The 16,132-nt window shown below is 48.6% G+C and carries 8 protein-coding genes; 3 read left to right on the forward strand and 5 right to left on the reverse strand.

What is annotated here, in order from left to right:
- Positions 1 to 190: 190 nt before the first annotated feature.
- The 4 genes from ACQ5ES_RS07740 to ACQ5ES_RS07755 all read right to left on the reverse strand — a co-directional run bounded on the left by ACQ5ES_RS07740 (position 191) and on the right by ACQ5ES_RS07755 (position 4,526).
- The gene (locus ACQ5ES_RS07740) at positions 191 to 1,162 is read right to left on the reverse strand and encodes a PstS family phosphate ABC transporter substrate-binding protein (RefSeq protein ID WP_445015532.1); all 972 of its coding nucleotides are present in this window, start codon (positions 1,160 to 1,162) and stop codon (positions 191 to 193) included.
- Between the two features lie 124 nt (positions 1,163 to 1,286).
- Positions 1,287 to 2,597 carry a phosphate regulon sensor histidine kinase PhoR gene (gene phoR, locus ACQ5ES_RS07745; RefSeq protein ID WP_445015534.1) on the reverse strand — a complete coding sequence of 437 codons (1,311 nt, stop codon included), beginning with the start codon at positions 2,595 to 2,597 and terminating at the stop codon, positions 1,287 to 1,289.
- Positions 2,598 to 2,616: 19 nt separating this feature from the next.
- Complete coding sequence (phoB, locus tag ACQ5ES_RS07750; RefSeq protein WP_445015536.1) at positions 2,617 to 3,303, reverse strand: phosphate regulon transcriptional regulator PhoB; 687 nt, start codon at positions 3,301 to 3,303, stop codon at positions 2,617 to 2,619.
- A gap of 86 nt (positions 3,304 to 3,389) precedes the next feature.
- Positions 3,390 to 4,526 (reverse strand): endonuclease/exonuclease/phosphatase family protein, encoded by a 1,137-nt coding sequence (locus ACQ5ES_RS07755; protein ID WP_445015538.1) that lies wholly within the window; start codon positions 4,524 to 4,526, stop codon positions 3,390 to 3,392.
- 276 nt (positions 4,527 to 4,802) lie between these two features.
- Here ACQ5ES_RS07755 and ACQ5ES_RS07760 point away from each other — a divergent pair, with 276 nt between their 5' ends.
- The 3 genes from ACQ5ES_RS07760 (at position 4,803) to ACQ5ES_RS07770 (ending at position 11,939) form a co-directional block, all read left to right on the forward strand.
- Positions 4,803 to 8,054 carry a TonB-dependent receptor gene (locus ACQ5ES_RS07760; protein ID WP_445015540.1) on the forward strand — a complete coding sequence of 1,084 codons (3,252 nt, stop codon included), beginning with the start codon at positions 4,803 to 4,805 and terminating at the stop codon, positions 8,052 to 8,054.
- A gap of 109 nt (positions 8,055 to 8,163) precedes the next feature.
- A complete protein-coding gene (gene tadA, locus ACQ5ES_RS07765; protein WP_445015542.1) occupies positions 8,164 to 8,625 on the forward strand; it encodes a tRNA adenosine(34) deaminase TadA in 462 nt (153 codons plus the stop codon).
- A gap of 131 nt (positions 8,626 to 8,756) precedes the next feature.
- Positions 8,757 to 11,939 (forward strand): TonB-dependent receptor, encoded by a 3,183-nt coding sequence (locus ACQ5ES_RS07770; RefSeq protein ID WP_445015544.1) that lies wholly within the window; start codon positions 8,757 to 8,759, stop codon positions 11,937 to 11,939.
- Between the two features lie 89 nt (positions 11,940 to 12,028).
- Here the strand turns inward: ACQ5ES_RS07770 and purL are convergent, their stop codons facing one another.
- Positions 12,029 to 15,925, reverse strand: a complete 3,897-nt coding sequence (purL, locus tag ACQ5ES_RS07775; RefSeq protein ID WP_445015546.1) for a phosphoribosylformylglycinamidine synthase — start codon at positions 15,923 to 15,925, stop codon at positions 12,029 to 12,031.
- Positions 15,926 to 16,132: the final 207 nt, after the last annotated feature.

Below are 16,132 nucleotides of genomic sequence, written 5' to 3' on the forward strand. Positions count from 1 at the left end.
TTTAAATTCGAATTTTCGGAAGTATAGCTGAGAACTATGACAGTATTGTTACAGTACCGTCATAAAAGTGACATTTTACAAAAAACAAGAGCGTTTTTCGCTGTTCCCTGTTCGATGAAAGACTTGTTGTTTTAAACCAATAGCGAATAGCGAAAAACCCGGCGAGGGCCGGGTTCTTCAGGTTTTGCACTTACTTTAAGTCGAGCTTTTCGAGTTCTTGCTCTACCACAACTTTGGGTAGCGGAATATAACCGTCTTTATCGACGATTTCTTGACCAGTCTTTGATAAAACCATTTTCAAGAATTCTGCTGTCGCAGGATCTAACGGCTTATTCGGATGCTTATTCACGTAAACGTAGAGGAAGCGCGCTAGTGGGTACTTACCAGCTAATGCGTTTTCAGTTGTTGCATCTACGTATTCTTCGCCTTCAACTACTGCTAATGGCACGGTTTTTACACCAGAAGTCATGTAGCCGATACCAGAGTAGCCAATGGCATTTAATGACGTTGATACCGACTGTACCACTGAGGCAGAACCAGGCTGCTCGTTCACATTAGCGCGGAAATCGCCGTCACATAAAGCGATTTCTTTAAAGTAGCCATAAGTACCAGATACCGAGTTACGACCATAAAGCTGTAAGTCGCGTCCTGCCCAGCTACCTTCAAGACCAAGGTCACCCCAACGCTGTACCTGACTAGTAGCACCACACAAGCGGGTTGAGCTAAATACCGCATCAACTTCAGCGATAGTCATGCCCTTGATCGGATTATCTTTGTGTACAAACACTGCCAAAGCATCAATAGCAACACGCACTGGCGTTGGCTTGTAGCCATGACGCTTTTCGAAAGACTCGATTTCTTTTGACTTCATACCACGGCTCATTGGGCCAAAGTTTGAAGTGCCTTCAGTTAATGCTGGCGGCGCGGTTGATGAACCAGCAGCTTGTATTTGCATATTAACATTTGGATAAAGACGCTTAAATTCTTCGGCCCAGAAGGTCATCATGTTGGCCAAAGTATCTGATCCCACTGACGATAAGTTGCCGGAGAGGCCACTTACTTTTTGGTATTCAGGAAGGTTGTCTGTCGGTTTTTGAGCGTGTGCAGAAGTTGCAACAACGCCAGCTAAGCCTAAAGCAAGAAGAACTGATTTAACTTTCATAATGACTCCAATCGTCAATGCTGCGGTGCAGCTTTTGTTCAAATGACACTGGGGAGTTTAAGCTGTCAATGTGACATTTTAATGACAATCCCCAAATTAGTGTCATATTTCTGCCAAATTTCTGTCATGAAGCGTGTTTAGCAACGACCAACTCTTGAGGAATTCGAACACTGAAGGTCGAACCACGACCCACCACTGAGTCGATAGTTAACTTACAATGGTGATGTTCGACTGCTTGTTTAACAATCGCAAGCCCCAAACCTGAACCGCCTTTACTACTGTTCCTATCTTTATCGATCCGATAAAAGCGTTCTGTTACCCGGGGCATGTGTTCAGCTGGTATGCCTGGACCATTGTCGCTAACGCTAAACTCCATTTGTTCACCTACAGGACGCCAGCGCACAATTATTTTACCTGCTGGCTGGGTATAATGAATGGCGTTAGTGACGAGATTTGAAAACACGCTACGAAGCTCATCTTCATGACCATACATTGACTGCTCTGCAACTTCAAAAACCAGCTCATGCTGTTTATTCGCGTTCAGTTGCTCGGCTTCGTATTGCAAGCGCTTTAATACATCCGGAACATTGACCACCCGTTCAAATATGTCTCCACGTGCAGAATCAATTCGTGATAACGACAAAAGTTGATCAACCAGGTTACGCATTCTGGTGCTTTGCCCTGTCATCTCTTTTGCGGCTTTTTGTAACAGAGCTGGTGGCATTGCTGCCGGGTCGTCATCGAACATTTCCAGATAACCTTGAATCACCGTCAATGGTGTCTTCAATTCATGAGACACGTTTGCAACGAAGTCTTTGCGCATTTTTTCAAGCTGCCGCAACTGCGTTACGTCTCGCGCCATCAGTAGAAATTGATCGTCGCTGTACGGCATGATGCGAATTTCTAGTTCGATATCTTCGCGCACTGGCGATGGTAGATAAACTTCATCGCTGAAGTCACCTTTTTGTAGATAGCTAATAAACTCTGGGTGACGGATCAAGCTGGAAAGCCGGATACCCGTGTCGCCAGGCCATTTCAAGCCGAAGTAAAACTGCCCCAGCTTATTACACCAAATCAGGCCACCGTCGCGGCGAAACACGATGGCTGCATCAGGAATAGCTTCAGAAGCCTCGCGGAAACGCCTTAAAATCCGTGCTAGAGCGCGACGGCGCTGCTGACTACGGCGTTGAGTTCGATAGATACCATCGTAAATATAACTCCAGCTACCGGGAACACTTGGTGGAAGTAGTGCCCGGCGATTCCAGAGCCAATCGACCAGTTTGTATTGAAAGTAGTAATGCCAGACAAGCAGGCTTAACAACCCAAAGGTCAAGGTTTGCCATAAGTAGCCGACCACCCACCCCAATCCGGCCAACGGTACGATGTACCACAGAAAACCGCGCAGGATAAAGATAACCGAGTACTTTTTATCCATGCTCCGCTAACCTCTTCGTCTAGCGACTAGAGAAGCGATAACCAACGCCGCGCACGGTCTGCACCAAACGGTCATGGCCATGCATTTCGATAGCTTTGCGTAAACGGCGAATATGCACATCAACAGTGCGGTCTTCGACATAAACGTTGGTTCCCCACACGTGATCTAATAATTGTTCCCGACTATACACGCGTTCTGGGTGTGTCATAAAGAAATGCAGTAATTTAAATTCAGTCGGCCCCATTTCTAAGCGGTCATTGTAGGCACTGATCCGATGGGAAATTGGATCAAGTTTTAAACCTTCAATCTCTAATGGCTCGTCCAATGCAGTGGGCGCCACGCGGCGAAACACGGCACGCATTCGCGCCATCAGTTCTTTGGGCGAGAAAGGCTTGGTAATGTAATCGTCAGCGCCGACCTCTAAACCTCGAATTTTATCTTCTTCTTCACCGCGGGCAGTAAGCATGATGATTGGGATACCGCGAGTGAAATCATCACTTTTCAGTTTTTTCGCCAATTGAATGCCAGAACCGCCTGGTAACATCCAATCAAGCAGGATCATGTCTGGAAAGGGTTCGACAATTTTTTCTAAAGCAAGCTGATAGTCGCCTGCTTCTACCGCTTGATAGCCGTGCTGTTCCATGACAAAGCTCAACATTTCACGGATGGGTGCTTCATCTTCAACGATCAGTATTTTTCTGGACATCTTGTTTCACCTAGTCGTATTCAAGCTGCGTCGATTATTACTGTTCTCTGTGACACTTTTATGAATCTACGACATTTTTGTGAAAATTACTGCAATTGTATGTCAAGCCACACCAATCGATGATCAGATGAGCGCTGTCGTTCACTTACCAACTCCGCTTTGCTTTCGCTTGCCGTGGGCCAGAATACGCCACCATCAATAATCTTAATCCCGTAGGTCGATGGCAATACGTAATCGGCCCGCTTACGCCAGCTTGCCGTGTGCTCTGCAGCTAACGAATTATCTGGCGTATGTGCTGCTCCGCCGTCACTCGTTGGTACAAACTCACCCTGCACCAACGGATGTTCAAGCAACTGTTCGATTGCACCGGGGATGTTGTCTGCACTTTCTTTCGAGGCATTGAGGTCACCGACGATAACAAATCGCTTGTCATCACCGAGACCGCCGCGACGGCCTTGATCATCGTAGATAAAATCGGTCGAAGCACGGCCAATGTATTCCTTCCAGAAGCGAATCTCGTCGAAATTGCGACGGCCGTTGCGATTCTCCTCACCATCAAACACAGGTGGCGTCGGATGACTCACCAATAAATGTAAATCATAACCATTTACCTCAGCGATGATATCCCAGTGTGACTTGGAGCTCAGCGGCATCTCCGCCCAAGCTGCCGGGCTGTACCAGGGCTCGTATGAATTCGGTACCAGTGGTTGCAACGCCCCCGGCAAATCGCTCCAGCGAAAATATTGAAAAGTTCGACTCGCTGTTATGTTTAACGGATAACGCGAGACTACCGCCATACCGTATTGCCCAAGGTAGTTGCCATAACCCCAGGCATCATCACCGACGCCGGACTTTTTACCATCGCGATTCAGATCAAATGGACTTGCGCGGCCAGTGTTTACCGGCGCTATGTAGCTGTAAGGATATTCAATCGGAGCCTCGCCGTTCTGGCTAACCTCTAAATAGTTCTGTTGAAATTTAGTTAGCACATCAGCGTTCGGCAGGTAGTCAAATTCATTTAAAATTAAAATATCAGGACGTATGTGCTGAATAATCTCAGCAATCGCTTTAACTTGCGGATGCTCTTCATGCAATGCTCTCGGCAATGCGTGCGCGCCAGCCTCATGCCATTGTTCTGCAACACTATAATTCGACGCATCCATGCTGACATTAAACGTCGCAATACGGAGGCTGGCAGGTGCTTGTGGTTTTTTTTGCGGCATATCACATCCAGTTAAGAAACTTACAAATAGGGCTACAACTATGAGTATGACTGGCTTCATCAATATCATGATCCTTTTGGCGAGTGCGCTACGACAAAATCTTAGCTTATTAGTTCCAAAAAAGCGGTGCAATTCTAATCTGTTTTGATTAAAATGCTGTCACAATTTTGACACATAAAAGTGTTATAAAAGCGTAGAATTAATTATAAGGCACACCATCAAGCAGTATTGCCTTTCAAATACTTCTTTAAACCACAACCCAGGAAATTTAGAAAGATGACTACATCTCTGCGATTTTCCCGCACCGCAAGTGCGATCGCAGTTGCCTTAGGCTTGGCCTCAGCAGCTGCAGTAGCACAAGACACCTCGGCATCATTACGAGGTGAAATCCTAGGTCCACAAGGTAATGGCGCTGCCAGTACTAAAGTTGTTATTGAGCACATGCCTTCAGGTTCTACTACTGAAGTCACCACCGATGACTCTGGTACCTTTATTGCGAGTGGTCTTCGTGTTGGCGGTCCTTACCGCATCACCTTAGACTCAGACATTTACCAAGATGCACAGTATTCAGAAGTATTCTTGAAACTTGGTGACACGTTTCGTTTAAATGCCCAGCTTGAAGCGAATGATGTTGAACGCATCAGCGTAACTGGCCAAGCCATTAACTATGCGCAGCTGAATAATGGCTCTAGTAGCTCGTTCGGTGAAGAACAAATTCAGTCACTGCCAACTTATAGCCGTGACTTGAAAGAAATTGTTCGTTTGAACCCGCTGGCCACTCAGTTGGGCGACGGTGATCAGCTTGTGGTTGCCGGTAACAACCCGCGTTACAACTCAATCACTGTTGACGGTATCGCGCAAAACGATGACTTTGGTCTGAATAGAAACGGTTATCCGACCCAAGGTTCACCAATTTCAATCGACGCCATTGAACAGATCACTGTAGATGTTGTGCCTTTTAATGCAAAAGATACCAATTTCACAGGTGCAAAAGTTAATGCGGTAACCAAATCTGGTACCAACCAACTTAGCGGCTCGGTTTTCTATCAATACACCAGCGATAGCCTTGCTGGTGATGCCGAAGCATCTAAATATGATGAAGATGCGCTGCCACCAAACGTTGACTACGAAGAAAAAACTTTTGGTATTAGTCTTGGCGGCCCAATCATTAAAGACAAGCTGTTCTTCTACGTAAACTACGAAACTCAAGACGAGACCAGCGCACCTTACCGTGGCCCTATCGGTTCAGATGCAGCGAATATTGCCAACATCACCACTGAAGAACTTAACCAAGTATTAGCCATCGCTCGTGACGTTTACGGCTTAACCGATGCACAACTTGGCGGCTGGGACATCCCTGCTGAAGAAGAAGACAACAAGTTGTTGGTCAAACTTGACTGGAACATCAGTAACGAACATCGTGCAGCCTTCACCTATCAGCGTACCGATGGTAACTCCATCCGTAACCAATACGGCGGCGACGGTACCTTGACACTGTCCTCAAGCTGGTACAACAACGAACAGATCCTTGACGCTTATGCGATGCAGGTCTATTCAAACTGGAACTCAAACTTCTCCAGTGACATTAAATTGTCGTACAAAGACGTTACCGCTATCCAGGATCCACTGGCTGGCCGTACCATGGGGATGGTAACCGTGGAAGTTGGTGGTCGTAACGCGATTGAATTTGGTCCTGACTACTCACGTCATGCCAATGAAGGCGAGAACTCCACTTTGGAATTCCAAGCTAACGGTGAATACCTGTTCGGTGAGCATGCTATCGGCTTCGGTTATGCATTCTCTGAAACTGATATTTACAACCTGTTCGTGCAAAACGCGTTGGGTTCATGGGAATTCGACAGTATCGAAGACTTTGAAAACCGCGAAGCCGGTTCGTTTTATTATGCAGGCAGCTTAACCGGCGACATCAATGATGCCGCAGCAAACTTTACGCAAGGCACGCAAGCGCTGTATATCCAGGATACCTGGCAGCCGACTTGGGACTTAGAGTTAATGTTTGGTTTGCGCTATGAGCGTATGCACGCTGAAGACAAACCCATCTATAACGAAAACTTTGCCGCGCGTTATGGTTTTGCCAACACTGAGAACCTCGACGGCAAAGATTTGTTCTTACCGCGGGTTGGTTTTAAATACCAAGTCACCGACGACGTTCGTGTGCGTGGTGGCTTCGGTCGTTACGCCGGTGGCCGTCCAAATGTTTGGATATCGAACTCTTACACCAACAACGGTACCACCTTCTCACAGTTTGATCGGTTCTTGTCTGACGTGCCATGGTCTGTGTTCTTCGACGACGTTGACCCGACCCAAGTACCTCAAGCTGTTAAAGACGGCTTGATTGCTGATGGTTACGTAAATGCCACCGACCCTGACTTTGACTTGCCGTCGGATTGGCGTGGTAGCTTAGGTGTTGATTTCAACAGCTTCAGCATTCCAGCATTAGGCGATGATTGGTTCGCTAGCGTCGAATACATCTACACGCGTCGTAAAGACGATGTGCAGTGGAAAGACTTAACTCGTGTACCTTTGCTTGATCAACAAGGAAACGTGCGTCGCACTATCGATGGCGGTCGTATTATCTACGTAGTTGACGATCCACTCGACGACCATGAACCAATGAGCGTTGGCGATCACGGTAACGTACAACGTTACGACTTATTGTTGACTAATGGTGACGGTGGTAAGAGCCAAATCTTCACTACTACATTAGGTAAAGCATGGGACAACGGTTTCAGTTTGCGTGCGAGCTACACCAATCAAGACATCGAAGAAGCTGTTGCTGGTAGCTCGAGTACTGCTATCTCAAATTATCGCTACCCAGTTGCCATTGACCGTCAGAACGTCCGTCCGGGTACGGCTTCTTATCAAGTTGAGCACCGCTTGATGGCGGACCTAACGTACAAAACAGAATTCGTCAGTGGTTACACTTCAACCTTCGGTCTGTTCTGGGAACGTTACTCTGGTCGTCCATGGGGTTATGTGTATGACAGCTACGGCGACGTGAGCTTTGGTAACCAGCCGTTTGGTACTCTGGGTCGTTCGTCAGTGTATCTGCCGTACATCCCGACTGGACCAAACGATCCTGCGGTATCTTATGAAAACAACTTTAGCTATGAGCAATTCATGGACTATCTGCAACGCGCCGGTTTAAATGGTTACGAAGGCGGCTACTTACCACGTAATACCGAACGTGCTCCATGGACAACTAACCTGGACTTCAAATTCACTCAAGAGTTACCAGGTTTTGCTGAAGGGCATAAAGGCGAACTTTACATCAACGTTCGCAACCTCATTGCGATCTTTGATAAAGATGCTGGTCAGAAACACGTGTTGCCATACGGCGATAACGTGCGTGAGCTGGTAAGTGCTCATATCAATGATGACGGTCAATACGTCTACGGTGTTCCTTACAATAGCCGTGCGTTCGATGTCGTTACGCAAGCCCCTACACGTTATCTGCCAGAACGTTCTACCTGGCAAGCTAAAATCGGTATCCGCTACCGTTTCTAGTCTGACGTTAGGTTAGCTGTATAGAAAGTACAGCAATGTACAAAAAGCCCTCGCATTTGCGGGGGCTTTTTTTTAGAATGCGCACCATTGCTTTCCAACGAGACTGCCAATGGAACACGAACACTACATGCGCCGTGCGTTAGAGCTGGCACAACAAGCTGAGCAATTCGGAGAAGTGCCTGTCGGTGCCGTAGTGGTTCACAACGACCAAATCATTGGCGAAGGTTTTAATGAAGTTATTCGTCTCAGCGACCCCTCAGCCCACGCCGAATCTCAAGCCATTCGCGCAGCGGGGCGACAACTCGACAATTATCGTTTGGTCGACGCCACCCTTTATGTTTCCCTTGAACCCTGCGCCATGTGCGCGGGACTCATCACCCATGCTCGGATCAAGACCTTAGTTTATGGTGCACACGATCCCAGAACCGGCGCCGCCGGAACCGCAATCGAAGTACTCAACCACCCCTCAATGAACCACAAAGTCGAGGTTATTGGTGGTGTTCTTAAGCACGAATCAGCAGAGATCTTGCAAGATTTTTTCCGTAAGCGTCGGAAAAATTTAGGAAAGTAATTGGGTTGTAAAAAATGATGTGAATTGGTTATTTTTTGACTACTATTTCATCAAACTGTCACACAAGCTGACTAAGCTGAGCGACATAATAATGACCAAATGTTCCACTCACAACCCAGGAATGCAACACCATGCTGAAAAATAAACCTAGCCGCATTGCTGCTGCGATAGCCTTAGCTATTGGCTTATCAGCGACAGCAACCGCGCAAGAAACCTCGTCGAGCGTACGTGGTGTCATCGTCAGCGAACAAACTGGCGAAGCCATCAGCAACGCGTCAATTGTCCTCACTGATAAGCGTACTGGTACATCAAGTACCTTAACCTCCAATGCGAACGGCTTGTTTTCTGCACGCGGTTTGCCGGTCGGCGGTCCTTACACACTTGTTGTTACTGACAATCAAGGCAATGTTGAACGCCTTGAAGATATTTTCCTGACCCTTGGTGAGACCGAAAACCTCAATATTTACGTTGAGCAGCAGGCGGTCGAGCGCATTGAAGTCAGTGGTCGTGTGTTAAACATGACATCGGGGTCAAATAGTCCAGGCGCGACCTTCGGTCTACGCGATTTGCAAGATGCTCCGAGCATCAACCGTGACATCAAGGACGTGCTACGCATCGACCCGCGAGTGTACATTGATGAAAGCTTCTCACGCGGTATTCAATGTGCTGGGGCTAACCCACGTTTCAATAGCTTGACCGTTGACGGTGTACGCACCAATGATAACTTCGGTTTGAATTCCAGCGGTTACCCAACTGAACGCATGCCGTTCTCGTACGACGCCATTGAACAGGTTGCAGTTGAGTTGGCGCCGTTTGATGTACAATACGGCGGTTTCACTGCCTGTAACATTAACGCAGTAACCAAATCAGGTGAGAACGAGTTGTTCGGCAGTGTTTTCTTTGATTACACCAACGACTCAATGCAAGGCGACAGCCTTGAAGGCGACGCTATCAACATCGGCGACTTCACTGAAAAGCGCTACGGTATTAACGCTGGTGGCGCCATTGTTGAAGACAAACTGTTCTGGTTTGCAGCTTACGAAAAACTTGAAGGTGCGGACACCTTTGACCGCGGTCCAGAAGGTACTAATGCAGCAACAATCATCGAAGGCGTGAGCCAGGCTGATGTTGAGCGTATCGCCGCGATTGCTCGTGATGTATACGGTTTTGAGCCTGGTGGCTTCCCAGCCAGTTTACCGGTTGAAGACGAGAAGCTTCTCGTTAAGCTAGATTGGTACATCAACAACTCACATCGCGCCGCATTTACGTACAACTACAACGACGGCTACTCAATTGCACAGTCTGATGGCGATGCAACTGAACTTGAGTTTTCCAATCACTACTACCAACGCGGCTCCGAGTTTACTTCTTATGTCGCGCAGCTCTATTCTGACTGGACCTATAACTTCTCAACCGAAGTCCGTGTCGGTTACTCTGAACTCGACGCCCGAGTTCTGCCTTTAGGCGGCACTGAAGTAGGCGAGATTCAGTTAGAAGTAGGCCCATCAGGCAACAACGACGTACCTACGGTTTATCTTGGTGCGGATGATTCACGTCACTCCAACAAACTTAAGTACAACACGACATTCTTTAAACTCGCTGGTACCTATTTACTTGACGACCATACCTTGTCATTTGGTATCGAAAACGAGAAGTACGATGTCTACAACTTGTTCGTGCAGGAAACTGAAGGCGAGTTCATCTTTCGGTCGATCGACGACTTCGAAAATGGCGTACCTTACGCAATCACCTATGAGAACGCTGCCGGCACCAACAACCCGATTGACGGTGCGGGTGAGTTTGCCTACACAATTAACACCGCTTACGCACAAGATGAGTATTACTTCATCGACTACGACCTGACCTTAACTTTTGGTTTGCGTTACGACTGGTATACCACTAGCGATGCACCAGCCTTCAATCAAGACTTCGCTGACACTTACGGCTTCGGTAACGATGCAACTGTCGACGGCGAAGGTTTACTGCAGCCGCGTTTAGGTATGAACTGGGTGGTTGACGATAACCTGGAAGTTCGTGGTGGTATCGGCTTGTACTCTGGTGGTAATCCGAACGTTTGGTTGTCGAACAACTACTCCAATAATGGTACCAAGTTGTACGAAGTCTACTGGCGCAACCGCGCTGGTGAATCCTTGTTTGACATTCCACACAATGGTTCAGGTCGTCCGCTTTATGATATCCCACAAGACATGGTCGACGAAGTCGCCGCTGCCAATGGTGGTGGTCCAATTAACGTATTGGACCCAGAGTTTGAATTACCAAACGAGTGGAAGTATGCCTTAGGTGCAACTTACACCTTTGATAGTGGCTACGTGGTTATTGCTGACATACTGCATTCGAAGAAAAATGATGCGGCCATTATCAGTGATTTACGTCGTACTCCGGCTGGAGGCTTCGGCCCAGTAGCAACGGGTCCTGATGGTCGACCTATCTACCCAAGCATTCCACGCACCTTTCAAGGCGGTCCAGTTGACGCATTTATGCTGACCAACGTTGACGGTGATGCAGGTAAAAGCACCAGTGTTTCATTGGCGCTGACCAAGCAGCACGAGTGGGGCTTAAACTGGACCTTGGCGTACGCTTACACCAAGTCTGAAGACGTAAACCCGATGACCAGTTCAGTCGCTTACTCGAACTACACTAGCGTCGCGGTTTCTGACTTCCAGGATCCTGGGGTGGCGACGTCGAACTATGAGATCCCTCATCGTTTCACGTTTAATGCACAGTATCGCACCGAGTTCTTCGATGGTTATGAATCTACCTTCAGTCTGTTCGGCCAAGCGAACAAAGGTCGTCCGTACAGTTTCGTGATGTCAGGTCCTTCGGGCGATATTACTGGCGGACGTCAGTTGTTCTACATCCCTACAGGTGCGGACGACCCGAACTTTGTTGCGGGTCCAGACTTTGATTCAGCTGCCTTCTTTGCTTACTTGGACGAAACCGGCTTGTCAGAGTACGCTGGCGGCATTTCACCACGTAACGAGTTTAACAGCGACTGGTGGCAAAAAGTGGACTTCCGCTTTGAGCAAGAATTCCCAGGCTTCGTTGCTGGACACAAAGCCAGTGCATTCTTTGTTATCGATAACTTAACTAACCTGATTAACGATGACTGGGGCGTGCTCTATGAACGTAGCTTCCCACGCATGGTGAACATCGGTAACGTTGAGTACATCGAAGATGGCTCGAGTGATGGTGCTTATCAGTACAATTCATTCCGTTCGCCGGACAATGTACAGTCACGCGTTGGTGACCCATCATTGTGGAGCATACGCATTGGTGTCAGCTACGACTTCTAAGTCGTAGCTAGCGCTAACAACTGTTGTTAGCAGTATAAAAAAACCCTCGCCTAGGCGAGGGTTTTTTTCCCGTTAATTAGTAAGTTCACTTAGCCAAGATAAACACGCGCATTTCGGAACATCCGCATCCACGGGCTATCTTCGCCCCACTCATCAGGATGCCAGCTGTTCGCAACCGTACGGAACACTCGCTCTGGATGCGGCATCATTATCGACACACGCCCATCTGGGGTAGTTAAACCCGTAATTCCCTCGGGCGAGCCATTCGGATTGGCGGGGTAATCTGTCGCAATTGAGCCTTTATTGGTGATGTAACGCATTGCCACCAGACCTTGCTCGGTCACCCTTGCGAGATTATTCCCTTTAAACTCGGCCCGACCTTCGCCGTGCGAGACCGCGATCGGCATTTTCGAGCCCTGCATACCCTTGAAAAACAGTGATGGACTATCCTGCACTTCGACCATGCTGACCCGAGCTTCAAAGCGCTCTGAGCGGTTGGTCACAAAGTGTGGCCATGCCTCTGCGCCTGGAATCAACTCGCGCAAATTCGACAGCATCTGACAGCCATTGCAAATTCCGAGTGCAAAGGTTTTTTGTTTTTCGAAAAAAGCTGCAAATTCGTCGCGGGCACGGTTATTGAATAATACCGACTTCGCCCACCCTTCGCCGGCACCAAGCACGTCGCCGTACGAGAAACCGCCACAGGCCACCAAGCCATTAAATCTATCCAGACTAATGCGACCTGACAAAATATCACTCATGTGAACGTCTATTGCGGCAAATCCAGCGCGATCAAATGCTGCCGCCATCTCAACATGAGAATTGACGCCCTGTTCACGCAAAATCGCCACCACTGGATCGCGGCCAGTATTAATATACGGCGCCGCAACATCTTCACTTGTGTCAAATGAAAGATCAGCAAACAAGCCCTTGTCATCGGCGGCTTGTTTCGCTGCAAACTCTTCATCGGCGCACGCAGGATTATCACGCAAACGCTGCATTTTATGTGTCGTTTCTGCCCAAACCTTACGGTAATGACTGCGTGCTCCGCTTACCACTTCGATACCATTACGGTTGAAGCTAAGTTGGTCACCACCAGTCACCTCACCAATCACTTTCACAGCATCCCCGAGACCCGCTTCAGTGTAAGCAGCAACAACTTTATCAACATCGTCGTTGCGTACCTGCAGCACCGCGCCTAGTTCTTCACTGTAAAGCGCAACTAAATCATCAGCATGCACTTCATCAAGAGCGATGGTTGCTGAGCAATGTCCAGCGAAAGCCATTTCAGCGACCGTAACAAACAGGCCACCGTCGGAGCGATCATGATAAGCCAGCAACTTTTTCTCGCGAACCAACTGCTGGGTCACGTTGAAAAAGCCTTTCAATATCTCTGGGCTATCGACATCTGGGGTAACATCACCCAATTGCCGATACACCTGCGCAAGAGCAGAGCCACCAAGGCGCGCCCGACCCAAACCTAAATCGAGTAAAATTAATTTGCTGTCACCTTTATCCGTGCGCAGTTGCGGAGTCACCGTGCGACGCACATCGCGAACCCGACCAAAAGCGGTAATGACCAGGCTCAAAGGCGAAGTGACTGCTTTGGTTTCACCAGCATCTTGCCATTGGGTCTTCATCGACATCGAATCTTTACCCACCGGAATGGTGATACCAAGCGCCGGACAAAGCTCTTCACCCACCGCTTTTACGGCTTCGTACAATCCGGCGTCTTCACCTGGGTGGCCGGCGGCGGCCATCCAGTTCGCAGACAGTTTTATGTGTTTCAAATCACCAATATCAGCCGCGGCTATGTTTGTCAGTGCTTCACCCACCGCAATTCGTGCCGAGGCGCCATAGTTCAACAATGCTAAAGGTGTGCGTTCACCCATCGCCATGGCTTCACCGGCATAGCTATCGTAGCTCGCAGCTGTCACCGCAACATCGGCAACCGGGATTTGCCATGGCCCCACCATCTGGTCGCGGGCAACAAGTCCAGTCACACTGCGATCACCAATAGTGATTAAGAAGGTCTTCTCGGCAATCGTCGGTAGCCGCAACAGGCGCTCTGCCGCCTCCGCTAAATCGATTGCTTCGGTTTGCAACGCTTGTCCCGAAACTTGCTGACTTTGCACATCGCGGTGCATCTTTGGAGCTTTACCGAGCAACACGTTAAGCGGTAAATCAATTGGGGTATTTTTAAAGTGGCTATCGGTTAAGGTAAGGTGTTCCTCTTCCGTCGCTTCGCCAATCACCGCAAACGGCGCCCGTTCACGGCGACAAATGTCTTCAAATACGTCCATACGCTCGGCATCAATAGCCATCACATAACGCTCTTGTGACTCATTACACCAAATCGCCAAAGGTGACATGCCTGGTTCATCGTTTGGCACTTTACGTAACTCGAACTTGCCGCCACGGCCCCCATCGCTGACGAGTTCTGGCATAGCATTGGAAAGACCTCCAGCACCAACATCGTGAATAAACGCGATAGGATTTTTCTCGCCCAGTTGCCAGCAACGATCAATAACTTCCTGGCAACGGCGTTCCATTTCAGGGTTATCCCGTTGTACCGAGGCAAAATCCAGATCTTCACTGGAGCTGCCTGAGGCCATTGATGACGCAGCTCCGCCACCAAGCCCGATATTCATTGCTGGCCCACCCAAGACAACGAGCTTAGCGCCTACCGTAATTTCACCCTTCTCGACATGATTTTCGCGGATGTTACCCATACCGCCGGCAATCATAATAGGCTTGTGATAACCACGTACTTCCCTGCCATTATGACTTTCCACACGCTCTTCATAGGTACGGAAATAGCCGGTTAGCGCAGGACGACCAAATTCATTGTTAAATGCAGCACCACCGAGTGGTCCTTCAAGCATGATCTCCAGCGCGGTGACGATACGGTCAGGTTTGCCAAAATCTTCTTCCCACGGCTGTTCAAAGTCTGGGATCCGTAAGTTGGAGACACTAAAGCCCACCAAGCCCGCTTTGGGTTTAGCGCCACGGCCTGTGGCTCCTTCGTCACGAATTTCGCCACCAGAGCCAGTAGCAGCGCCCGGAAACGGCGAAATTGCAGTTGGGTGGTTGTGAGTTTCAACTTTCATCAAAATGTGCACTGGCTCGTGGAAGTAACTATACTCACCCTCGGCTTGCGAGCCAGCAGGATAAGGATAAAAACGACCCGCTTCAGAGCCCGCCATTACTGCAGCATTGTCTTTGTAAGCGGACAAAACGTGATCTGGCGTAACTTCATAGGTGTTCTTGATCATTTTGAACAGTGATTTCAGCTGTTCTTTACCATCAATCGTCCAGTCCGCATTAAAAATTTTATGCCGGCAATGCTCAGAATTTGCCTGGGCAAACATATACAATTCGATATCGTTGGGGTTACGACCTAAACCATTAAAACTATTAAATAAATAATCAATTTCGTCGTCGGCAAGCGCCAGTCCCATCTCACTATTTGCGCGTTGCAGTGCTTCGCGCCCACCTGCGAAAATATCGACTGACGTTAACGGCTCAGGCTTCGCTGCTGCGAACAAGCAATCGGCGTGCTGTACATCATGCAATACCATTTCTGTCATGCGATCATGCAGCACGGCACTGGCACGGTTCAATTGCTCTTGGTCGAGATCGCCGTCAAGGTAGTAAACAATACCGCGCTCAACGCGCCGGACTTTAGTTAACCCGCAGTTGTGAACAATATCGGTGGCCTTAGAAGACCAAGGTGAAATCGTCCCTTCACGCGGGACCACCGCAAGTAACGAGCCTTCAGGAAGATGCTGAGCCAGCGCTGGACCATAGGTCAGTAGCTTCTTTAAGATCTGTTGTTCGTCATCTGATAATGGAGCGGTAACATCAACGAAATGCATGTATTCGGCATACACGTCCTGCACGGCAACATCCGCTTGACGTAACCGTTGCACTAATTTTTCCGTTCGAAACTCAGATAGGGCTGGGGCGCCGCGTACTATCTCCACAGATCATTCTCCAGGGTTGGCAGTGGATGGCTTTCACCGACTTTTGAAGCCGCGTAGTATAGTCTTTTTTTGCTCGCTAAACTACCGCGTTCAGCGTTCGGTCAGTCTTCTTTCTCACATAAACGAAACCACTTTTGACGTCGCTCGTTCTTAAGATGACTCTGCTTGCGTAACCATGCTCGACGTCGCGCATGAGGTACCAGACGT

The organism is Pseudidiomarina xizangensis, from assembly GCF_052541995.1.